The organism is Pseudophaeobacter arcticus DSM 23566, from assembly GCF_000473205.1.
Taxonomy (GTDB): Bacteria; Pseudomonadota; Alphaproteobacteria; order Rhodobacterales; family Rhodobacteraceae; genus Pseudophaeobacter; species Pseudophaeobacter arcticus.
Map to the genome: position 1 here is coordinate 194,508 of NZ_AXBF01000005.1, position 20,030 is coordinate 214,537.

Sequence of the window (20,030 nt, forward strand, 5' to 3'; positions counted from 1 at the left end):
CCACAAGCGCCGCTTCTCGCTCGAAGTCCACCGCGGTGGACATTAGACAGTTCGCTCATTGTTTTCGGACAGTCGCTTGATCAAAGCTAATGGATCAAATTGGTTTTGCCTTTGACCCAGGGTGATACTGTGAAAATACGCTCCAAAATCCCTGATGCGTTTTCCAAGCTGTAGCATGATGAAGATCGCGCATGACGCTTTCTGAGCTCCTACAGCATTCTTGGCTTTCTCGAAAGTCTCTGGGTGAATGCCCATCATGGGTGCAAGTGTTCGAGCATGGTTTTCAATGTCCAACCAGTTTCTAAGTCTCTCTGTGGAGAACGATGTCGCCTGATCGCAGACTGAGGTCAGCAAGTCTGGTTTCAGGGCCTCAAGGCCTATGTTGCTATCTAAATCTTTTTTTTCTTCTTCAGACTTAGATTGATGCCGGACAGTTTGTCCGTCATTGGCGGGCAATTCCATAGTTTCAGGCGGGTCATCCGGGGTAGACAAACTCTGGCATTCTGCATCTGTATTGGCGAGCAGAGCGTGGTATTCGGGGAGGCTCAGCTTCCTGCGTAGAGCTTTCCGTGCGTGGTTGATGAATGCGTTGCTAGGATCGTGCTCTTCCAAATGGGCGAGCTTTGTAAGGATCTGTTTGCGGACAAATATCCGATCTCGCCGGTTATTCTCCATCTCTTGCGCGATGGCTATAAGCTCGCTCGCACGTTGGAGCAGGGGGGTGAGAGACAATCCATAACTGATGCACTCCCCGCCGGATGAGCGAACGCGGTAGCGCTTTCGGTTCGAGCTGTCATTGCGCTTGATGAATCCGAGTTCAACGAAGCGGTTGATGTGCCTCCGGAGTGTCCGTTCGTCGATTCCGCCAACGCGCTGGCAAAGTGAATTGTTAGACGCAAAAACCGTTTCGCCATGGCCAGGTTTCAGAAAACTGAGCATTGCTTGAAGTGTCTGTATGTGGCCAGGACGTAGACCAAACACGCTGCGTGCATCTCTCAGGGCTCTGAAGATGGTCCAGACGTCGGTTTCAGATGGGGGAAATGAGCCGCGGGTTGCATCAGCACCTGCGGCTTCGATCGAGAGTTTTGTAAATGCCATGGCTTGTTCACGACGACCGTTCGGCCCACAACTTCCCCGTCTCTTTCCTCGAATTTTCGCGGAAAAAGGCAAAAAATATCAGTCCACCGAATCGGTGACTCTTGACCGGTATGCTGGAGGTTGCTACATCAAAGATGCTAATCAGATGATGAGGGCTCTCCAGGGGAAACTTTGGGGGGCTCTTTTCTTTCGGGTCTTCGCTTTTCTCCTCTGCTCGTGTTGCTCTGTGTGGCCTGGGTTAGGACCCAGAGCCTCTCTCATTCCGCCACTGTACGAAGAGTTGCAAAAGCGTAGCTTCCGCGTGCTCTTCGAGCCATTGGCCGAATTCTGGATTGTCCTTCTTGGTGACCTTGAGCGCGATCGCCTTCTCATCGATTGTCAGCGTGCCCAATGAACTGCCGTTCTCATCATTGATGACCGAAGTCAGCCCACGATTGGGCGGCTTCTTGTCGCTACGTGCTTTGCTCGAGCAAGCCGAATAGACCGCTTGGAACTTTTCGGAACTAGGAGTGTCGTCGGGCAGGGCGGCGAGCGCCTCTTTGGCGATGTCCACCAAATCTACCTTCACCGACAAGGCAGCTAGATCACCCCACTGCCGTCGTCCGATCCCATGTGCTGGCCCGATGAGTTGAACAAGACCGTCTGGCAGTTGTTCTATGACGACCCTGTGGTTGGATACGCCTTGCCGGGTCAGACCTAGAGCATCTTGAATGACACCGGGTTTGTACCCGGATTCTTGCATCTCTTTGATAAAAAGAGACTTTTCTATAAAAGACGGATCAAGCCTGAGGTTGTTCTCCTGGCCTTGAGCGATCAGAGATGCGTCATCGTCCAAGGTTCGAACAATTGCCTTGACCGTTCCACCGACCTTACGGATCGCCGCAAGCCTGCGGCGGCCGTAGATGATGCGGTATCTGTCCGGTTGGGCTGATGGACGGACCATGATGGGCACTTGTTGGCCATGCTTGCGAATGCTCTCGGCCAACTCATCGATACTGGAATCTTCCAGCACCAACCGATCGCGCAGCCCATCCATGTCAATCTGATCGGGTTCGATATCGCGAATCGAGTTTGCTGTGATCTCGCGCAAAGAGTCGCGCAATCCTCCAACAGATCCCGGCAGCTTTGCCGCTTTTGGCGGGGTAGGGGAGGGGGCTCCGCTCTCCGTCTCATTCCTTGGAGGCTGGTTGAAGATGTTTCGGGCCATCAGCGACGCCCCCATGCCATTTGGATCGTCTGCTCTAGCTCATCGCCAACGCCATTCACGCTGGTCAGGGCGCGATCAATTGTCTTTCTGATGAATTGGCTTGGATCGACTTCGTAGACGGTCTGCTGGGTCATCCCCGCGTCGGAGATCGCCGTAGACTTCAGCATTGGCTCTGTCATGACCTGACCTGCCAGAATTGATCTCAGGTAGCCTGCCATTTGGGTCTGCGGACCGTCCGACGGTTCATATCTGGTAATCAGGAACTTGACAAAATCCCATGTGACACGCCGACCGATGGCTTCCTCCACGGCCTTGACCGTTTCTGAAGCAAGCTTCAGGAATTGGCTCATGGATGCGATGTCAAGCATGCCAGGTACCACGGTAACCAAAAGCCCCGTCGAGGCTGCCAGCGCAGTCAGGGTTAGAAACCCAAGCTGAGGCGGGCAGTCGATCAGGACGATGTCGTAGTTTGCCTCAACCTCTTCAAGCGCCAAGGCGAGGCGCTCTGCAAAGATGGGCTGTACGCGACGGGCGAGAGCGTTTGCGGTCTCGGTTTCGTACTCCGAGAGCATCAAACCGGCGGGCACCATGTCGAGCTTATGGAAGTAGGTCTTTTGGATGACGTTCGAGAGAGGAACTTGGTCCTCATATCTCAAAGCATCATAGATTGTGCCGCCATCGGCGAACTCAAGCTCGGGCCGAAAGCCGAAAAACGTGGTCAAACTTGCTTGCGGATCGAGGTCTAGGACCAGCACGCGGTAACCGCGCAAGGCATACCTTTGCGCAAGATGAATCGTTGCAGTAGTCTTTGATGAGCCGCCTTTGAAGTTGACGACGGATATCACCTGGAGACGATCGCCATCACGTCGACCTGGGCGGTAGCTTTCTGCGTTCTTTCCAGTGCGTCCAAGAACATCGCGCAACTCATCAATCTCTTGGGCTGTGTAGAACCGGTGTCCGCGGTTGTCTGTATGCACTTCCGGGAAGCTGCCGTCCTTGTGCCGGTTGCGCAGGTTAGATGTGCTTACGCGCAGGAGGCCGGCGACTTCGGTGGAACTGAAGCGACGTAGGGACTTTCGTTCTTCGGGTTCGAAAGCGATCTTCATCTGGCGATCCAAAGACTCAGCCAGATTGTCGGCAAATGCTCCGATATCGGAAGAGCCTATGCCTTGCGTGTATCCAATGTTACGATCATCCATGTCCTGCCGCCCACTCTCGGCCTCTGTTGAGGCTCTTAGTCATTCTGACGGTGTACAGCGTGTCTGACGCGTTTTGCCGTCAGAATGGGAATGCCACGATCCAGTGAGTCCGGCAAGAAGAATCTAAATGTAGTGTGAAAGTTATCCACAACACCTATAGGTGTTGTCGTGTAAAAAACTCAGCAAGTCATTGATATAGATATATTAAATGCAGATCTAACCAAATCGAGCCGCTACTCTGTTGAGTTGGCACATTAGCAGCTAACCCCAAGCAACTAATGGCACTTTCTGCCTCCTGCGGAGTTTTCTCCCGGTGAAATTTTTTGGATTCGGGTCAGAAGCTACATCTGATTTTGGCTCGATTCGTACGGCATGAGGCCAAGTCGTTCCGCCCGCTCCAACAGCATTTTCACCGAAGACGGCTGCCATCTTGTTCGGCCACGAGGCGTGCGTTCGCGCATCGCTTCCAGCCGGGTGCAGATCGCCTGAAGCGTGATGTCGGGGTCCGCGCCCTTGATGCCGGCGACGATGGCGGGCAGACGGTCGTCGGTTTCGCGGCGCCCGGCGCGGGCCAGCACCTCGGCCGGCAGGAAGCCGTCGCCGACATAGGCCTTCACAGCGCGCAAGAGACGGCTTTGGGTCCAGCGACGCGCCTCGGGCAAGGGGCCGTTGATGATGCGCACCACGTCTTCCCAGGCCAAGTCGGGTCGCAACCGGCGCACATGGGGCACCCAATCTTGTGCCGTCTCGTTCAGACGCTCCATGTAGCCGTCTTGTCGCGCCAGCCGTACTTTGCGAAGAGCAGCAGGGTCTTTGGCCCGCAGTCCAGGGTTCCCGCCGACCCGGCCCTTGGTACGGGCGCTCGCCAGCCCTGCTTTGGTACGTTCCCGGATCAGCGCCCGCTCGAACTCGGCCGCGGCGCCCAGAACCTGCAGCGTGAACTTGCCTTGCGGGGATCCGGTGTCGATCGGGTCCTGAATGGAACGAAAGAACGCCCCCCTGGCCTCCAACCGTTCGATCACCTCGAGAAGGTGCGACAGAGACCGTGCGAGCCGGTCGATCCGTACGACAACCAGCGTGTCGCCCTTGCTAATGCGCTCCAGCAAGCGGGCAAGCACCGGCCGGGCACGATTGCCGCCTGAGGCGTGCTCTTCGAAGATCTCGACGCATCCCGCAGTTTGCAGGGCCTCAGACTGGGGCAGGGGGGTCTGATCCTCTGTGGATACGCGCGCATAGCCTATCAGGGGCATGAAAATCGGCCGTTTGCAATTTCATATACCGTTACTAAACGACTGTTTGTAAACAGATGCAAGGGCGTGCTCTGTGGCGCTGTTCATCATAAAGCCGTTGGTTTCCATACGCTGAGCGCGATCAGAGAAATCTCGCAGACCACCGAGCGCGCGTGCTATATAAGGTATGCAGGCGCACTCTGACAAAACACTTGGGTAAAATGCAAAAGTGCCGTATTTTGCACATATGAAGCCTCAAGTTTCCACGCAGTATGATATTTTTGACGACCCTCTAGTGGATGCGGAGGGGCTCGAAGAGGCGTCTGAGGACGACCTGTGGTTCCTGCCCGGTCCGATGGAAGTGGAGCCGGAATATCTGCCGCCCGGACCGAGGGCAGAGCTGCGTGAAACCGCAGTCCTCGACGATTGGCGGAAGGCAGAGGCAGGCAATGCCGCCCATCTCGCCCGTGTGGCTGGCCGGATTGGCGCACTGGATGACCGTCTGCACCGTGGTCCGGAGGGCTGGCGGCACAGGCTCGCGCTGATGGAGGCGGCAGACCTCAGCTGGTTTGCAGGCGACCGAATTGGCCCGGATCGGCTGGCGCTCTGGATATCCATGCGCTTGTCCGGCGTGCAGGACGACACCGCAGCGCTCGCGCGTGTCGGATGGGCAGTGCGGCGTCTGACAGGCGGTCCCGGCCCAGGGGTGGACCTGTCCGCTTTCCTCGATCGCCGTGACCCCGAAAACATGGCGGATGAAGCCGAGCCCTTTGCGGATCGCGCGGGCGGTTGGCTTGACCTGATGGCGCAAGCCGCCGACCTGCACCCGATCACACGCGCCTGCATGGGGTTTCACCTCTGGAGCCTTGCGGGCCTCGGGCAACAGGGCGACCGGATGGAAGCGGCGGTTACCGCCGCACGCATTGCCGCCAGCGAAGGCCCGAGTTCGAATGGGGGGGCCATCTTTGCGCCTCTGGCTACACGCGGGGCAGGGGGGCTGCGCGCCAGTGGCCCATCGGCTGAGCGCTTAGAGCGTTGGCTCGAGGGAATGGAAACAGCATGCCTGACAGCAATGCGACACCTCGACGATATCCAGGCATGGTCAGCTCGGGCGGAAACCATGATGGCCCCGCTCTCTGGGAAGACACCACCAGCATTGCGCGCCGTGCTGACCGAATGGCCCGTCGTCTCCGCCCCAATGGCCGAGACCCTGACCGGTGCCAGCCGCGCCGCCGTCCAGCGAAACCTCGCCTGGATGGAAACGCGAGGCCTGATCCGCGAGGTGACTGGGCAGGGACGATATCGGATGTGGCGCACCACGACCTAAGAGATGAGCGTCATCGCTCGGTATCCTGACGGGTGCGTGCCAGTCGGCCAAAGTTCCGGTAGGAGGAGGCAAAGCCCGCCGGAACCTTGGTAATCAAGGTGCTCGAAGTTGGAGATACTCCTCGCCAGTGCGCAAGGTCGCTGTGGCCGGCGCTTCCGTGCGGTTGTGCCTTCACCATCTATGATTACTGGTGAAGGCGGCGAGCAAGACGCCCGGTATTTTGAACACCGCGCGGCCCTGTTTGTCGTTGCTGCTTTGCTTGCCCCCGTCACCGTGCAAGTCAAAGTTCACCATACTGCCGTTCGCGGCTCAGGCGAAGCGGGCGATATGGCCCTCCTCCATCGCCAGCTTCGACAGGATCTGACTCTGCAGCAACCGTGGACTCGGGAACAGGCCGGGTCAGGCTGGGCGCCGCGCGGATCTTTTCGTAGTAGCGGATGGTAAATTGCGGATCACAAGGATCGTGTGTGTTCACGAAAATATGTCCTTGAACCTCTAGCCACTAGAAGTCTTATCTAATCAAAGTGAACAGATACCGTTCTTGCCATAGATTGCTGGTGGGAACCGAAAGGGTAAGACATGCTGACAAGACGACACTTCATTCAAACAACAACGGCGCTATTCTCCGCGTCTGTTTCCAGCCCCCTGTTGGCCGATACCTGGCCCGCCGAGGCACAGAAAGCTGAATGGGACGCGCAAGTCACGCCGCCCGGATTCGATCCGGCTACGTCAAACCCTTGGGGCCTACACCCGCGCTTTTTGCCCCAGCGCGTGGTCGCGAAACCCGGACTCGTGCCAGGAGACATCCATGTCGATGCAGTCGCGCGGTATCTCTATCATATCGAGGAGAGCGGGACCGCAATGCGCTACGGTGTGGCCATTGCCCGGGGCAACCTATATGAGCCCGGGGTCTACACGATCAAACGCAAGGTGAGGTGGCCGCATTGGACGCCGACCCAGAACATGATCGAGCGGGATCCGGAAAACGCACGATGGGCCGACGGGATGGAACCCGGCCCCGAAAACGCTTTGGGATCACGAGCCATCTATCTGTACGTCGGAGACCGCGACACTTATCTTCGAATACACGGCACGCCCTATCCGCGAAGTATCGGCGGTCGAGCCAGTTCGGGTTGCGTGCGGATGGTCATGGCTCACATTAACGAACTTTATCCCAACGTTGAGATCGAATCGACGGCACATTTGTACTCAGCGGAGGACAGTGTCACCGCGCGAAGTTGAGTGTGGTGCGTAGGTCTGAGGCGCGTTGATGCAACGTGTGGCGCGTCCTCAAGCTTCGCGTGCCACGCAGATCGGATTACCGTTCGCCGTACGCAACGGCAGCAGCGTCGTTTCGACCGGCCCGCTGTGTTCGTACCAATAGCAGCCGTCTTCCGGCATGAGGCGCGCCGTTGCAACATCCTGATCCGGAGCAGCCATCGCAACCACGGCTTCGGGAACGTTGCCCGTCTGGTCTGCCGTGTCGTTCGGCCCTGTCGGCTGGATGGCGCATCCTGTCGTGAGCAAAAGCGCCACCGCAACCATCATTTTTTGCTTCAGCATCAAAACCTGCATCGAGTTTCCTTTCTTTTCTGTTTTTCTTCGTATCGGCTTTCTATGCCTAACGCCGTGATTGAGGCTGTCGTCGGACCGTCTAGCAAGAAAACAAACGGAAATACCACCGAACTTTTCTCTTGAAGCTCTAGCTACTGTAGGGGCTATGTCATGACAAAGCACCCGAATCCAGAGGTCCGTTCATGCCGTCCGACACCCACCGCCACGATCACGATCACGCCGAAGACGCCCAGGCAAGCGGCGGCAGTTGCTGTGGTAGCGCCGGAACGTGCGGCGACATCGCACCGACGACGCCCGCCCCAACCGGCGGGCGCAGTTTTCAGGTGTCCGGCCTCGATTGCGCCGAGGAGGTCGCGATCTTGAATAAGGTAATCGGCCCGCAGATCGGCGGGGCCGAGCATCTCGCGTTCGATGTGATCAACGGGAGGATGACCATTCTCGACAGCGCAAAGAGTGTATCGGACGACGAAGTTGCGGAACTTGTCGCGAGCACCGGCATGACCGCGAAGCCGTGGAATGCCGAGAACGCGTCGGTCGACCAAGCGGCCCATCTTGCACGACAGCGGCTGTTTACGGCTCTCAGCGGCGGCTTCTGGGCGGCGGGTTTTCTCTGGCACATCGTCGAGACAGGTATGGGCGGGGCGCTCGGCCTCTTCGCGGGGCACGGCGAAGCGCCGATGCCGCTGGCCGAGGCAGGGCTTTTTGCAGTTGCTATCCTATTCGGCGTTTGGCTTGTGGCACCGAAGGCATGGTCGTCCGCACGTCGGCTGTCGCCCGACATGAACCTGCTGATGGTTGTCGCAGTCGCCGGAGCCATCGGGCTCGGTGAATTCTTCGAGGCAGCGACAGTGGCTTTTTTCTTTTCGCTGTCCCTCTTTCTCGAAAGCTGGAGCGTTGGGCGCGCGCGGAACGCGGTGTCGGCGCTCCTGGATCTTGCGCCACCCACCGCGCGCGTGATCCGCGATGACGGAAGCGAGACCGACATGCCGGCGGCGCAAGTCGCCGTAGGCTCAAGCTTTATTGTACGCGGTGGCGACCGTATCCCGCTCGACGGCCTGGTGACGGGTGGCGCGGGCGCGGTCGACCAGGCGCCGATCACTGGCGAAAGTGCTTTGATACCCAAAGAGGCCGGAGACGAGGTCTATGCGGGCACGATCAACGGCGAAGGTACACTAACGGTGCGCGCCACGAAGGCCGCCTCGGATACCGTCTTGGCCAAGATCATCCGCATGGTCGGCGACGCTCATGCCCGCCGCGCGCCCGTGGAACAGTGGGTGGCAAAGTTCGCCCGCATCTACACGCCTATCGTCATGGCTCTCGCCGTCGCAATTGCGCTACTGCCGCCGCTTATCTTCGGCGGAGCCTGGGATTACTGGTTCTACAATGCCCTCGTGCTGCTGGTGATCGCTTGCCCATGTGCTCTGGTCATCTCGACCCCTGTCTCCATCGTCGCAGCGCTCACCGCTTCGGCGCGGGCGGGCGTCCTCATCAAGGGCGGTGCCTATGTAGAGGCGCCGGGCAGGACGACGGCGCTGGCCATGGACAAGACCGGCACAATCACCATGGGCCAGCCGGAAGTGGCGGCGGTGCACCCGCTGGGCGGGGCTTCAGCGCAAGATCTGATGACCCTCGCCGCAGGACTGGAGGCACGTTCGTCGCACCCTTTGGCGCGTGCCATTCTCGCGCGGGCGGAGGCCGACGGCGTCAAGGTGTCCGCCGCAGAGGATACCCGCACCATTCCCGGCAGGGGGCTTGAAGGACGCACTGACGGACGGTCGATCTGGCTGGGGTCGGACCGGTTTGCCGAGGAGAAGGGTTTCGGCGACGCCATTCCGAAGGATCTGCGGGAGCGGATCGAAGGCGCCGGCAGCACCCTTGTCGCTGTCGGCGATGAATCCGGTGTGACGGGCATTCTTGAACTGCGCGATCGCATCCGCCCTGATGCCAAGGGCATCGTGGCGCAACTTCACGCGCAGGGCGTGAAGACCATCGTCATGCTGACCGGTGACAACGAGCGAACAGCGCGCGCCGTTGCCGCCGAGGTCGGTATCGACGAGGTGCGCGCTGAGCTTCTGCCCGAAGACAAGGTGACAGCCATCGAAGACCTGGTCAAAACTCACGACATGGTTGCCATGATCGGCGACGGGGTGAACGATGCACCCGCAATGGCGCGCGCGCATTATGCCATCGCGATGGGTGCGGTTGGTTCTGACGCGGCAATCGAGACGGCGGACATTGCCCTTATGACCGACGACCTCGGCAAGGTGCCTTGGCTGATCGGTCATTCGCGCCGGACAATGTCGATTATCCATCAGAACATCGGTATTTCCTTGGCGACCAAGGGAGTTTTCGTTGTCGCTACCGCGTTCGGAATGGCATCGATGTGGGGCGCTATTGCAGCCGACGTGGGTGTGTCATTGCTGGTGGTGGCGAACGCCCTGCGCCTGCTCAACAGCCAAGAGGCCAAGGCACCGCCGTCCGGTGGCGAGCAGGTTGGGCCACAGATCGCAAAGGCCGCGCTTGCCCACGGACATTGATCACGCGGCATTTGCAAGGTAACATTATTTCCATATCAGACCTCACGAAAGAGGCATCGAGCAGTGAAAACCATCCGATTTCCCCGCCGCGCCGTCCTGTTGGGTGGCTTAGCGGCCTTTTTGTCGGGCTGTGCCGGCAAGTTCCGCAGCTATGACGGACCCGAAGTGACGCGACTTCGGCTCTACAAGGGACAGCGTTTGCTTGTTCTCGACGGATCCGATCGCGTGCTGCAAACCTATCCGATCGGGCTGGGCTTCGCTCCTCAGGGTCACAAGCAATTCGAGGGAGACGGTCGGACCCCGGAGGGCACCTACATAGTCGATAAGCGCAACCCTGAAAGTACGTATCATCTTTCAGTTGGCATCTCTTATCCGAATGAGGCCGACATCGCCTTTGCCGAAGCGCAGGGCCTTTCCCCCGGCGGCGACATCTTCATCCATGGTGGTCCACGCCCCGGCATCGACCCGACGGACATCCGCGACTGGACAGCTGGCTGCATCGCGGTCACAGATCGGCAGATCGAGGACATCTATGCAATGGTGAAGGACGGAACGCCTATCCACATCTATGCATGACGGTCTTTCTCATGCGGCGGTAGTTAGCCGTCGCATTGGCCGCCAGAGCCCAGCTCCACGAAGCCAAGATGAGCGCCAGCAACATCCAGTCCCCAAAAAGCGCATATGGCGTAGGCGGCCGCGCAGAGGGAAGATCAGCGTCGACTATGCCCCTTTCCCCGGTATCGAGCCGCGCAACGATCTCTCCGTTCGCGTCGATGACGGCAGAGATGCCCGTATTCGCGGCTCGGATGACAGGAAGGCCTTCCTCTACGGCGCGCATACGTGCGGAAGCCAGATGCTGCTCGGGTCCGATGCTGGTTCCAAACCAGGCATCGTTTGTCGCGTTAAAAATCCAGTCGGGTCGGAACAGGTCGTCGACCACATGGCCTGGGAAGATGATCTCATAGCAGATCGCCACGGCGACCAGCGGCACACCCGGAAGCGCAAGCGTTCGCAGGCCCGGTCCAGGCGTAAAATCGCCCAGCCCCGCTGTCAGCCGCTCGATCGGCAACCAGCCGCGGAATGGAGTGTATTCGCCAAAGGGCACGAGATGGTGTTTCGCGTATCCGGTCAGGATCTCACTGTTATCGTCAAAAGCCTGGACGGTGTTGAAATATCGGGTGCCATCCTCACTCGGTACACGGTCCGGCACTCCGGTGAGCAGCACGCTGCCGTCCGGAAGCGCAGCCGCGATACGGGATCGCGCCTGGGCATCCTCATCGAGGAAACCGGGAAAGGCAGTTTCCGGCCAGAGAAGAACGTCGAAATCGCCGGGCTGGGTTGAAAGCTCGATATAGCGCGCGAAGGTCGCCTCGCGGTTCTCGGGCGCCCATTTCTCCTCTTGGGGTACGTTGCCCTGAACGATGCGCAGGTCGACATCCGGTGGCTGTGGTGCATCCGACTGGAGGCGAAGCGTGCCGATGGCCCACATCGTTACGATGCCGGCCAGCGGCATGAGCGAGATGATCAATCGTTGTCGCCCGACCGCCATGAGAGCCGCGCCGGGGAGTGCCGCTACGAACACGGTGAGAAAGCTTAGCCCATAACTTCCCACCCAGGCGGCGGGCTGGCGAAGGGCGGCGTAATCAACAAGAGCGTAGCCGGCGAGGTTCCACGGAAAACCTGTCAGAACGTGACCGCGCAACCACTCGGCCGCGGTCCATGAGGTCGCGAACAGGAGGCAGGCCAGGAGACTGCCCATGGCTCCGCGCCGCGCGATTTCGACGAAGAGCACGGCGGCAATGGCCGGGAAAATCGCGAGACCTGCGGACAATCCCGCGACGGCCGGGATCGCCAGCGCCCCGAAACGCTCGGCCTCGACGTAGAAACTTTCCGCGATCCACGAAATCCCGAAACCGAACTGGCCGAGACCAAACGCCCAGCCGACGAGAAAAGCACGCCCGAAGGAGAGGTCGCGAAGACCGACAAACAACGCAGAATAGGCAACGGGAACAAGCAGGAGAATCGAGAAAGGCGGGAAGGTTAGAACGGTCAGCGCCCCGGCGGCGAAACCAAGCGTCATCCGCGAGAGCAGACGTTTGCGCAGAGCGAAGCAGTTCAGAATTACCGGCTTCACGACTTGATCGGACGCCGCGCACTGATCCAGGGTGCGGCGAGCAAGAGCCCCACGCCACTGACGACAAACACATCGGCCATGTTGAAGGCAGGCCAATGCGTTGAGTTGATGTAGAAATCCAGGAAGTCCGTTACAGCCCGATACCGCACACGATCAAAGACATTGCCCAAGGCCCCACCAATAATCGCGCCATAGGCAAGCGTTTCAACCGCATTTTCGGCGCGAAACAGCATAACCCCCAGCCAGCCGCAGATGGCAAGAGCGAGAGCTATGAGGCTCCACCATGGTGCGCCGCCAAGTAGTCCGAAAGTGACGCCATCATTGCGATAAAAGACAAGGTTAAAACCTGGAAACACGGCGATTCCAGTGCTTAAGGAGGCCGCATTCGCCACAACAATGGCTTTTGTGATCTGATCGATTACGAAAGCGGTAAGCGCCGCAAAAATACCGATCACCGGAGATAGTTTATGCACTGGCATTGCGTCACCCCAACCAAACATCGAGAAAAAGCATCAAAACGAGCCCGACGGCCAAGCCGAGCGTTGCCTTGTTCTGATGGCCGCTGCGATGGGTTTCGGGGATGATTTCGTGGCTGATGACATAAAGCATGGCGCCTGCGGCAAAGGCCAAGCCCCATGGCAGCAGCGGTTCCGACAGTGTGATGATGCCAGCCCCGAGCAAACCGCCAATCGGCTCGACCATTCCCGTTAGCGCGGCGATGCCCCAGGCGCGCAGCTTCGGATATCCTTCGCCCAACAGGGATACCGCAACGGCCAGCCCTTCAGGCGCATTCTGAAGCCCGATGCCGATGGCGAGTGGCAGACCGCCTTCCATACCTCCGGAACCGAAGCCAACTCCGACCGCGAGGCCTTCCGGGAAGTTGTGGATCGTGATTGCGATGATGAACAGCCAGACCCGCCGTAAGGACGCCGCTTCGGGCCCTTCGCGTCCCGTTCTGAAATGCTCGTGCGGCAGCCTTTCATTCATCAATGCAACGGCCCCCATGCCCAAAAGGATCGAGACGCAAACGATGGCCGCAGGCATCGCGCCGTTCTCGAACATCGGCTCCGCCGCATCCAACGCCGGGATGATCAGAGAAAAGAACGAGGCTGAGAGCATGACGCCGGCAGCGAAGCCGAGCGACAGATCGCGCGTCGCCCGCGACGGGATGCGCCCGAACAGCACGGGAATTGCTCCGACTGCCGTGAGCGATCCGGCGGCAAGGCTTCCGAGAAAGCCGAGCATTATCGGAGACAGGTTTTCCATAAGCGGGCCAGATTATCCTTCGGCGTAGCTTGAAAAGACTTCGGTCGACCCGTCCTCGCGGATGAGGAAGACATCATAAGCTTCACGGTTTTCTTCCGGCCCCATGCCGGGCGAGCCATAGGGCATTCCCGGAACGGCGAGGCCGACGGCGTCCGGGCGTTCCTCAAGAAGGCGGCGGATATCAGCGGCCGGGACATGGCCTTCAATCACGTAGCCCTCTATGAGCGCGGTATGGCAGGAGACCATGCGCTGCGGCACGCCGTTGTCGAGCTTGAAACGAACCAGCGACCCGCCAAACATGTTCTCGCCCGTCGGCGCGAATCCGTTTTCCTCGAGATGGTTCATCCAGGACAGGCAGCAGCCGCATCCGTTGGTCTTGCGGACGTCTATCGCTGTTGCCTCTGCGAGGGCCTGGGCCGCCGGGAACAGGGCGAGCGCGATGGTCAGAGCTTGGGTCATGCGTTTCATGGGTCAGAGCCTTTCGGTTGTCGTCTGGGCAATTTCGCTGTCAAGGTTTTCAGTCAGAAGCGCGCGCGCCTCGGTCAGACGCAACAGCGCGGCGGTATCATCCACCTCGTTCTCTGCGGCTTCGGCGAGCCTGTCGTCAGAGAGAGGGTCAGTCGGACGCCCATCTACGAGGACTTCGTAGTGCAGGTTGGGACCTGTTGCTGTGCCGGTTGCGCCAACGCGGCCGATCAAATCTCCCGCCGCCACGCGTTGGCCCTGTGTTAGGCCCTCCGACACGGCGCTGAGATGCGCGTAGCGCGTCATGGTCTCGGAGCCATGGGAGATTTCGACCACGCGTCCATAACCGCCTCGCCAGCCGATGAAGCTGACCCGGCCCGGTGCCGTCGTCCGTACCGGCGTCCCGCTTGCCGCGGCAAAATCGACGCCGGTGTGCATCCGGACGTTTCCGTAGACCGGATGTGTGCGGCGCCCGAACACCGAGCTGAGGCGCGCGCCCTCGACTGGCTGTGCAAAGACGCGAAGCACCTCGCCATCGACGTAGATCGTCGCCTGACCGCTGCCGTCGTCCGGCCAAACGATCTCGTAAAGCGAATCGCCGATTTCCAGTGCGGCGAAGGCGAGGTCCGGCTGTCCGATCTTGTCATCGCCGACGCGCGTCTCGCGCCAGAGAAGCCTTAGTGTCTCGCCTCCAGCCATCTCACGGCGGAAATCCACGGTTCCACCCAGCATTTGCGCAAGGTCCACGGCAAATCGGGCGGGGATGCCGGCATTGTCGAGTGCCGCGAAGATCGAGGTGTCGATCACGGCCTCCCCAGCAAGGGTTACGATCTCCGGATCCGGCGCCACGACCTGCGTGGACACCTGCTCGCCAAAAAGCACCTCGATCCGCACCCCGTCCTCGACGGCGAGCGAGACGGTGCGGGGGCTGCCATCCATAGTCGAAACAACAGTGACCGAATTCCCCGGCCGCAACCGTCGCAGATCGTATTCCGCGCCAAGTGCAAGGGCGACTTCCGCCCGGTCGTCTCCCGCAAGACCGGCTTCGGAAAGCAAGGAGTCGAGCGTTTCACCAGAAGAGATGTCGCGAGACCAAGTCAACAGGGGCGGTTCGATGGCCTGCATCGGCCTGTCAACAACAGCGGCCTGCAGCAGGGGCAAGGGGCCGAAGCCGGGTGTATCTTCCACCCACGCCGTAGCTGGCAGCGACAACGGAATATCCAGGCTCCGGGGAGCTTCAGGACGCTGGGGCATCCAGCTACCTGCCTGGGCAAGTTCTGGCGGCACGGGTTCTTTCGACAGAACATCGAAGAATGCGATAGCCGCCCCCGAAACGGTCCCCGCAAGCGCGACACCTGCCGCAAAAGTTCTGAGCCTCATGTCGCTCCCTCCGTTTCTTCTTCCAACGCGCGGCGGATCTTCGGTACCGCGAATTCCCTCGGTTCATGATAGTCAATCATGGTGACGAACCGTCCAGCGGCACCGAACAGGAAGACGCTGGCCGTGTGGTTCATCGTGTAGTCGCCGCCTTCCGTGGGCACCCGCTCGTAGGCAGCGCGGAAGCCGTCCGCGATGCGCGCAATCTGCCCCTCCGGTCCCGTCCAGCCGCGGATCGCTGGGTGGAAATAACTGACATATTCTGCCATCGCCTCGACGGTATCGCGCTCGGGATCGACCGTGATGAAAACCACGTTCAACTGTTTGGCTTCGTCTCCTAAATCGTCGAGCCAACCTGAAATGTCCGAGAGCGTGGTCGGGCAGACATCGGGGCAGTAAGTGAAACCGAAGAACGCCATCGTCGGTCGCCCGATCAGGGTTTCCGGCCCGACCTCGTTGCCTTCATGGTCAGTCAGGCGGAAATCCATCTCGGTCAGAGCCATAGGCCGCTGCTCAATAGGTTCGGGCGCACCGGGTCCGTCGACCCGCCACCAACCGACGAAGAGCGTCAAGGCAATTGCACCGGCACCGGCCGCGCCGTATCCTGCGATCGTCCTTCGTCGCATTAGTCTTCCGGTCCGCGTGCGGCGATGCCAAGGATCGGCACCTCGACTGTCACCTCGCCCCCGTCGACAAAAAGTAGGGTCAGCGGAAAGGTTTCCCCTTCCGTCATGGGTTGTTGTAGCCGCATCAACATCGCGTGGAGGCCGCCCGGCTCAAGCGCGACGCTCTCGCCCGGGGCGATCGCGATCTCACCTGCCGCGCTCATGGAACTCACACCTTCGGCATTGGTCTTCGTCTCGTGGATCTCGGGCATCATCGCGAGGGGTGTTGAAAGACCAATCAGCGTCACCGGCTCGTCGCCAGTGTTGCGGATCGTCATGTAGACGGCCCCGGGGCGGTTCATCCCTATGGAGGCGCGGGACCAGGCGCTTTCGACGACGACATCCACGGGTCCGGCTAGTGCGGGTACTGAGAGCCCTCCAAAGGTCAAGAGCGCGGCCAGTGTGCCCGTCATAATAATCTTTTTCATCGTTTTGGTCCTGCCTTTTCCATTCAGCTTTGCACGGCGGCAACTTCCGCGGCCACTAATCGACGCAGTTCTGCCTCCCCGAATGGATCGAGCGACTTGCCGTTTACAAAGAAAGTAGGAGTCTGGCGAACTCCCACGGTTTCGACGTCCGCACGATCCTGATTCAGGATCGCAACGACATCCGGTGCCAGCATTTGCGTGCGCGCGGCCTCTGCATCGAGTCCGGCAGTGGCGGCGATCTGGAGGATCAGACCGGGCTCAGGCGCGCCGTGCGACGCCCATCTCGGCTGATCCCGCAGAACGGCTTCGAGCACCGGCTCGTAAACGCCTTGCATGCGTGCTGCCTCGAGCACGCGGATCGCTTCCTCGGATGCCTCGCCATGAAACGCGGTGTAGCGGACAACGACGCGGACGGCATCTCCATGCTGTGCCATGATGTCCTTCACGATCGGATGGAAGGCGCGGCAAGCCTCGCAGGCCGGGTCAAAGAATTCGACAATCGTGACGGGCGCGTCGGCAGGTCCGAGGATGGGCGAGTAAGAGCGGATCATCGCGTCCGCGAGTTCCGGCGCAACGGTTTTTGCTTCGGCCGCGGGGCCGGGGCGAGTCGCGTACCAAGTGGCTCCGCCGAAACCGGCAACGCCGAGGGCGAGAACGGACAGGATTAAGCCGCGTCGATTCATGTTTGTGTTTCCTTCAATGAAAGTGCCGACAGGAACCCGATCAGTGCGAAGGCGACCAGCGCCATCAGCGGGATCGGAATGCCGAAGACCAATTGGTTATCATCGGTGCAAGAGGGGCCGGTGGCCGTGCAGGGCTGGATGCGTTCGGGGATCAGGCCCGCGTAGAGGCCCATGTGCCACAGGGCGACCACGCCACCACCAAGCGCCAGAGCGATGCCATAGCGCCCGACGCTGCCGTCTCGCCACCAAAGGCCGAGGCCGAGAATGATCGCGAGCGGGAACATGAAGGCGCGCTGGAACCAGCACAGCACGCAGGGTGTCTGCCCCATCACTTCGCCGATGAAAAGTACAGCAAGCGAGGCGACGAGGGCAACGATCCATGCCAGCCCGAGGGCGGTTTCTGCGGGTACGCGGTTCATGTCGGTCAGATCCTCTCTTCCAGATCGGCGAGAATCTCTTCAGCGGACGTGCCATAGGGCCATGAGTCTGCAAAGCCTGCCTCGGGATCGAATAGAGACAGATGTGACGTGTGGCCCATTGTGTAGCCATCCGGAGCTGTAGCCTCTTCGATGCGTTCAAAGAAGATCGGAAACGTTTCGGATGTAGCGGCGATCTGTTCGGGCGTACCTGTCAGCCCGATGATGTTCGCATCGAACAGCGGAACGAATTCGGCGAGTGCCATGGGCGTGTCCCGTTCGGGGTCGATGGTTATGAAAATCGGCTGGACCCTCGCGGCATTGTCGCCCAGACCGTCCATCACCGCCGCGACCTCAGACAGTGTCGTCGGGCAGACATCGGGGCAGTTGCTGAAGCCGAAAAATACCAACATCCAACGCCCCGAAAAGTCTTCTTCCGTGCGAACCACACCTTGGTGGTCCGTCAATTCGAATGCAGCGACAAACGCTGGATCGTTGTCGGTTCGGGCGCGGTCAGCGCGATAGTCCGACCAGAGCAAAAGCCATACGAAGGCAAGCGACGCGACGCCTGCCAAAACCCAAAGAAATTTCTGTGCCGATGTAAGGGACAAACCTGCGCGCCTGATTTTGATTCTTGATTATTGTCGCGTTTACATCCTCTAGCTACTAGAGGTTCAAGCGCGAAATCACGTTGTGGCTTAAACTCACGCGTCTGTGAATCCGGCACTTGTCTATTGAGGCGGCAAAACCTACACAGACTGTAACTTTTCATGGAGGCGAAGATGCTCACGATCGGCACTCTGTCAAAGAAGACCGGCACAAAGGTGCAGACCATTCGGTACTACGAGCAGATCGGGCTCATGCCCGAACCTGGCCGGACTGAAGGCGGACAGAGGCGCTATGACAATGCACAGCTCGACCGACTGTCCTTCATCCGCCATTCGCGACAACTCGGCTTCTCGCTTGATGCGATCCGCGAGCTGCTCGACCTCAGCGACCAGCCCAATCGGCCCTGCGAAGAAGTCGACGCGATTGCGCGTCGCCAGCTAAAGCAGGTGGAGCAGCGCATGGCCCGTCTGAAGGCGCTGCGCACCGAACTGAAACGCATGGTTCACGAATGCAGCGGTGGACGTACCGCCGATTGCAAGGTGCTTGAGGTGTTGCGGGATCATTCCGAATGTTTGACCGAACACGACGAGATCGGTGCCTGAGATGCCTGCCGCGCTTGCCTATCCGCTTGCGGCCTTGGCCGAGATCGCCGGGTGTTTCGCGATCTGGAGTTGGTGGCGCCTCGGCGCATCCGCGGCCTGGCTCGTACCCGGTATTGTAGCCTTGGTGGTATTCGGGTGGCTTCTGGCGCAAGTCGAAACGGTTGCTGCGGGCCGCGCGTTTGCCGCCTATGGCGGAGTCTACATTGCGGCTTCGATACTGTGGATGTGGCTTGCAGAGGGTCACAGACCGGACAGGTGGGATACGCTTGGCACAGCCGTTTGCTTGCTCGGCGCAGCTATAATACTGGCCGCGCCATGAACCAATTGAACTTTATGGTTTGAACTTGAAACCGTCTCAAATCGCGATCTCATCGCCCCATAAAAAGGGCTATACTCTACTTTGGTTGAGACGCCTGACTGACAGCTCCCGGCGGTCGTAAATGGAACTGACCATTATTAATCAATCCGGAACTCTGATCTGCCCGAGAGGTTGAAGGATCATAGTCGACCAAGCGGAATGGGAAGTATGACTGCAGGAAAAGGAGCAAGCGAAAGACGCACCCTTTGGATTGTTCTCGGTCTAAACGTGGGTCTTGCCATGGCCTTTTTTGCGACCGGGGCCTTCGGGGATTCCAGTGCCCTGATCGCAAACGGGCTCGACAACCTTTCAGACAGCTTGGTCTACGCAATCAGTCTGTTTGCATTGTCGCGGTCTGCGAAATGGAAACGTGGTGCGGCGAATGTCTCGGGCTGCTTGCTGATCGTGTTCGCCATCGGGATCCTTTATGATGCTTGGCGCCGCTATGTCGGTGGGTCGGATCCCCTTGGCACCGTTATGATCGTCATGGCGCTGAGCGCGGCGGCCATCAACTCAGTTTGTGTCTGGTTGCTCGCTCGGCTCAAAGATCCGGACGTCAACATCCGCGCGGCCAATACTTTCAGCTGGAACGACTTTGCGGCAAACCTCGGAATCGTGGTCGCAGGTGGCCTCGTTGCCTGGCTGGGAACGAACTGGCCCGACCTAGTCGTCGGTGTGATTATCGCCGGGATCGCGGCCTGGGGCGGCGTCAATATCCTACGCGACGCACACGGTGAACACCACAAAGCAGTTCACACGGACAAGTAGTTGCGAGAGATCGTTTCTAAAAGAAGGGGTTGAAGCTGCAGTAACTATAGAGACTAGTCTTCCACGCCTGACGCAAGATTCCCAAGT

Annotated in this window: 22 protein-coding genes; 7 read left to right on the forward strand and 15 right to left on the reverse strand. The window is 59.6% G+C overall.

Annotated elements, in window-relative coordinates; genetic code table 11:
• Nucleotides 1–42 precede the first annotated feature (42 nt).
• The 4 genes from repC to ARCT_RS0102325 all read right to left on the reverse strand — a co-directional run bounded on the left by repC (nucleotide 43) and on the right by ARCT_RS0102325 (nucleotide 4,754).
• The gene (gene repC / locus ARCT_RS0102310; protein WP_009807963.1) at nucleotides 43–1,098 is read right to left on the reverse strand and encodes a plasmid replication protein RepC; all 1,056 of its coding nucleotides are present in this window, start codon (nucleotides 1,096–1,098) and stop codon (nucleotides 43–45) included.
• Between the two features lie 238 nt (nucleotides 1,099–1,336).
• The gene (gene repB / locus ARCT_RS0102315) at nucleotides 1,337–2,305 is read right to left on the reverse strand and encodes a plasmid partitioning protein RepB (RefSeq protein ID WP_024099295.1); all 969 of its coding nucleotides are present in this window, start codon (nucleotides 2,303–2,305) and stop codon (nucleotides 1,337–1,339) included.
• The gene (gene repA, locus ARCT_RS0102320; RefSeq protein WP_009807965.1) at nucleotides 2,305–3,504 is read right to left on the reverse strand and encodes a plasmid partitioning protein RepA; all 1,200 of its coding nucleotides are present in this window, start codon (nucleotides 3,502–3,504) and stop codon (nucleotides 2,305–2,307) included. The genes repB and repA overlap by 1 nt, the downstream gene beginning before the upstream one ends.
• 341 nt (nucleotides 3,505–3,845) lie before the next feature.
• Nucleotides 3,846–4,754 (reverse strand): recombinase family protein, encoded by a 909-nt coding sequence (locus ARCT_RS0102325; RefSeq protein WP_009807966.1) that lies wholly within the window; start codon nucleotides 4,752–4,754, stop codon nucleotides 3,846–3,848.
• A gap of 226 nt (nucleotides 4,755–4,980) precedes the next feature.
• On the opposite strand from ARCT_RS0102325, the gene ARCT_RS0102330 reads away from it, so the two are divergent.
• The gene (locus ARCT_RS0102330) at nucleotides 4,981–6,060 is read left to right on the forward strand and encodes a hypothetical protein (RefSeq protein ID WP_027238622.1); all 1,080 of its coding nucleotides are present in this window, start codon (nucleotides 4,981–4,983) and stop codon (nucleotides 6,058–6,060) included.
• Between the two features lie 579 nt (nucleotides 6,061–6,639).
• Nucleotides 6,640–7,302 carry a L,D-transpeptidase gene (locus ARCT_RS0102335; protein WP_027238623.1) on the forward strand — a complete coding sequence of 221 codons (663 nt, stop codon included), beginning with the start codon at nucleotides 6,640–6,642 and terminating at the stop codon, nucleotides 7,300–7,302.
• Between the two features lie 48 nt (nucleotides 7,303–7,350).
• Here the strand turns inward: ARCT_RS0102335 and ARCT_RS0102340 are convergent, their stop codons facing one another.
• Nucleotides 7,351–7,635 carry a hypothetical protein gene (locus ARCT_RS0102340; protein WP_027238624.1) on the reverse strand — a complete coding sequence of 95 codons (285 nt, stop codon included), beginning with the start codon at nucleotides 7,633–7,635 and terminating at the stop codon, nucleotides 7,351–7,353.
• A gap of 182 nt (nucleotides 7,636–7,817) precedes the next feature.
• Here ARCT_RS0102340 and ARCT_RS0102345 point away from each other — a divergent pair, with 182 nt between their 5' ends.
• Nucleotides 7,818–10,172 (forward strand): heavy metal translocating P-type ATPase, encoded by a 2,355-nt coding sequence (locus ARCT_RS0102345; protein ID WP_027238625.1) that lies wholly within the window; start codon nucleotides 7,818–7,820, stop codon nucleotides 10,170–10,172.
• 63 nt (nucleotides 10,173–10,235) lie between these two features.
• Entirely contained in the window at nucleotides 10,236–10,748 is a 513-nt protein-coding gene (locus ARCT_RS0102350) for a L,D-transpeptidase family protein (RefSeq protein ID WP_036783996.1), read from the forward strand.
• On the opposite strand, the gene lnt is transcribed toward ARCT_RS0102350, so the two are convergent.
• The 10 genes from lnt to ARCT_RS0102400 are packed head-to-tail and all read right to left on the reverse strand — an operon-like array spanning nucleotide 10,729 to nucleotide 18,217.
• Nucleotides 10,729–12,252, reverse strand: a complete 1,524-nt coding sequence (gene lnt, locus ARCT_RS0102355; protein WP_197540520.1) for an apolipoprotein N-acyltransferase — start codon at nucleotides 12,250–12,252, stop codon at nucleotides 10,729–10,731. The two genes, ARCT_RS0102350 and lnt, sit on opposite strands and share 20 nt — an antisense overlap.
• A gap of 50 nt (nucleotides 12,253–12,302) precedes the next feature.
• Nucleotides 12,303–12,761 (reverse strand): signal peptidase II, encoded by a 459-nt coding sequence (lspA, locus tag ARCT_RS0102360; RefSeq protein ID WP_027238628.1) that lies wholly within the window; start codon nucleotides 12,759–12,761, stop codon nucleotides 12,303–12,305.
• A 28-nt stretch (nucleotides 12,762–12,789) separates the two neighbouring features.
• Nucleotides 12,790–13,572, reverse strand: a complete 783-nt coding sequence (locus ARCT_RS0102365) for a ZIP family metal transporter (protein ID WP_027238629.1) — start codon at nucleotides 13,570–13,572, stop codon at nucleotides 12,790–12,792.
• Nucleotides 13,573–13,584: 12 nt separating this feature from the next.
• Complete coding sequence (locus ARCT_RS0102370) at nucleotides 13,585–14,040, reverse strand: DUF411 domain-containing protein (protein WP_009807976.1); 456 nt, start codon at nucleotides 14,038–14,040, stop codon at nucleotides 13,585–13,587.
• Between the two features lie 3 nt (nucleotides 14,041–14,043).
• Nucleotides 14,044–15,417 (reverse strand): M23 family metallopeptidase, encoded by a 1,374-nt coding sequence (locus ARCT_RS0102375; RefSeq protein ID WP_027238630.1) that lies wholly within the window; start codon nucleotides 15,415–15,417, stop codon nucleotides 14,044–14,046.
• Nucleotides 15,414–16,040 carry an SCO family protein gene (locus tag ARCT_RS0102380; RefSeq protein ID WP_009807978.1) on the reverse strand — a complete coding sequence of 209 codons (627 nt, stop codon included), beginning with the start codon at nucleotides 16,038–16,040 and terminating at the stop codon, nucleotides 15,414–15,416. Before ARCT_RS0102380 ends, ARCT_RS0102375 begins: the two co-directional genes overlap by 4 nt.
• Entirely contained in the window at nucleotides 16,040–16,507 is a 468-nt protein-coding gene (locus ARCT_RS0102385) for a copper chaperone PCu(A)C (RefSeq protein ID WP_027238631.1), read from the reverse strand. Before ARCT_RS0102385 ends, ARCT_RS0102380 begins: the two co-directional genes overlap by 1 nt.
• Before the next feature lie 23 nt (nucleotides 16,508–16,530).
• Nucleotides 16,531–17,190, reverse strand: a complete 660-nt coding sequence (locus tag ARCT_RS0102390; protein ID WP_027238632.1) for a DsbA family protein — start codon at nucleotides 17,188–17,190, stop codon at nucleotides 16,531–16,533.
• The gene (locus tag ARCT_RS0102395; RefSeq protein WP_009807981.1) at nucleotides 17,187–17,609 is read right to left on the reverse strand and encodes a disulfide bond formation protein B; all 423 of its coding nucleotides are present in this window, start codon (nucleotides 17,607–17,609) and stop codon (nucleotides 17,187–17,189) included. Before ARCT_RS0102395 ends, ARCT_RS0102390 begins: the two co-directional genes overlap by 4 nt.
• Before the next feature lie 5 nt (nucleotides 17,610–17,614).
• Nucleotides 17,615–18,217, reverse strand: coding sequence for an SCO family protein (locus ARCT_RS0102400; protein WP_240476203.1), 603 nt, complete (start codon nucleotides 18,215–18,217; stop codon nucleotides 17,615–17,617).
• A gap of 171 nt (nucleotides 18,218–18,388) precedes the next feature.
• Here ARCT_RS0102400 and ARCT_RS0102405 point away from each other — a divergent pair, with 171 nt between their 5' ends.
• The 3 genes from ARCT_RS0102405 (at nucleotide 18,389) to ARCT_RS0102415 (ending at nucleotide 19,943) form a co-directional block, all read left to right on the forward strand.
• On the forward strand, nucleotides 18,389–18,817 hold the full coding sequence (locus ARCT_RS0102405; RefSeq protein WP_027238634.1) for a MerR family transcriptional regulator: 429 nt from the start codon (nucleotides 18,389–18,391) through the stop codon (nucleotides 18,815–18,817).
• A gap of 1 nt (nucleotide 18,818) precedes the next feature.
• Nucleotides 18,819–19,136 (forward strand): YnfA family protein, encoded by a 318-nt coding sequence (locus ARCT_RS0102410; RefSeq protein ID WP_027238635.1) that lies wholly within the window; start codon nucleotides 18,819–18,821, stop codon nucleotides 19,134–19,136.
• 207 nt (nucleotides 19,137–19,343) lie between these two features.
• Nucleotides 19,344–19,943, forward strand: a complete 600-nt coding sequence (locus ARCT_RS0102415) for a cation transporter (protein WP_027238636.1) — start codon at nucleotides 19,344–19,346, stop codon at nucleotides 19,941–19,943.
• Nucleotides 19,944–20,030 lie beyond the last annotated feature (87 nt).

Bases quoted from the DNA above. Each gene is read 5' to 3' on its own strand.
- ARCT_RS0102370 (WP_009807976.1), bottom strand. From the start codon at position 14,040: ATGAAACGCATGACCCAAGCTCTGACCATCGCGCTCGCCCTGTTCCCG.
- ARCT_RS0102330 (WP_027238622.1), top strand. From the start codon at position 4,981: ATGAAGCCTCAAGTTTCCACGCAGTATGATATTTTTGACGACCCTCTA.
- repC (WP_009807963.1), bottom strand. From the start codon at position 1,098: ATGGCATTTACAAAACTCTCGATCGAAGCCGCAGGTGCTGATGCAACC.
- ARCT_RS0102385 (WP_027238631.1), bottom strand. From the start codon at position 16,507: ATGAAAAAGATTATTATGACGGGCACACTGGCCGCGCTCTTGACCTTT.
- ARCT_RS0102380 (WP_009807978.1), bottom strand. From the start codon at position 16,040: ATGCGACGAAGGACGATCGCAGGATACGGCGCGGCCGGTGCCGGTGCA.
- ARCT_RS0102345 (WP_027238625.1), top strand. From the start codon at position 7,818: ATGCCGTCCGACACCCACCGCCACGATCACGATCACGCCGAAGACGCC.
- lnt (WP_197540520.1), bottom strand. From the start codon at position 12,252: ATGACGCTTGGTTTCGCCGCCGGGGCGCTGACCGTTCTAACCTTCCCG.
- ARCT_RS0102335 (WP_027238623.1), top strand. From the start codon at position 6,640: ATGCTGACAAGACGACACTTCATTCAAACAACAACGGCGCTATTCTCC.
- ARCT_RS0102415 (WP_027238636.1), top strand. From the start codon at position 19,344: ATGACTGCAGGAAAAGGAGCAAGCGAAAGACGCACCCTTTGGATTGTT.
- ARCT_RS0102395 (WP_009807981.1), bottom strand. From the start codon at position 17,609: ATGAACCGCGTACCCGCAGAAACCGCCCTCGGGCTGGCATGGATCGTT.
- ARCT_RS0102375 (WP_027238630.1), bottom strand. From the start codon at position 15,417: ATGAGGCTCAGAACTTTTGCGGCAGGTGTCGCGCTTGCGGGGACCGTT.
- ARCT_RS0102390 (WP_027238632.1), bottom strand. From the start codon at position 17,190: ATGAATCGACGCGGCTTAATCCTGTCCGTTCTCGCCCTCGGCGTTGCC.
- repA (WP_009807965.1), bottom strand. From the start codon at position 3,504: ATGGATGATCGTAACATTGGATACACGCAAGGCATAGGCTCTTCCGAT.
- ARCT_RS0102340 (WP_027238624.1), bottom strand. From the start codon at position 7,635: ATGCAGGTTTTGATGCTGAAGCAAAAAATGATGGTTGCGGTGGCGCTT.
- ARCT_RS0102410 (WP_027238635.1), top strand. From the start codon at position 18,819: ATGCCTGCCGCGCTTGCCTATCCGCTTGCGGCCTTGGCCGAGATCGCC.
- ARCT_RS0102405 (WP_027238634.1), top strand. From the start codon at position 18,389: ATGCTCACGATCGGCACTCTGTCAAAGAAGACCGGCACAAAGGTGCAG.
- repB (WP_024099295.1), bottom strand. From the start codon at position 2,305: ATGGCCCGAAACATCTTCAACCAGCCTCCAAGGAATGAGACGGAGAGC.
- ARCT_RS0102325 (WP_009807966.1), bottom strand. From the start codon at position 4,754: ATGCCCCTGATAGGCTATGCGCGCGTATCCACAGAGGATCAGACCCCC.
- ARCT_RS0102365 (WP_027238629.1), bottom strand. From the start codon at position 13,572: ATGGAAAACCTGTCTCCGATAATGCTCGGCTTTCTCGGAAGCCTTGCC.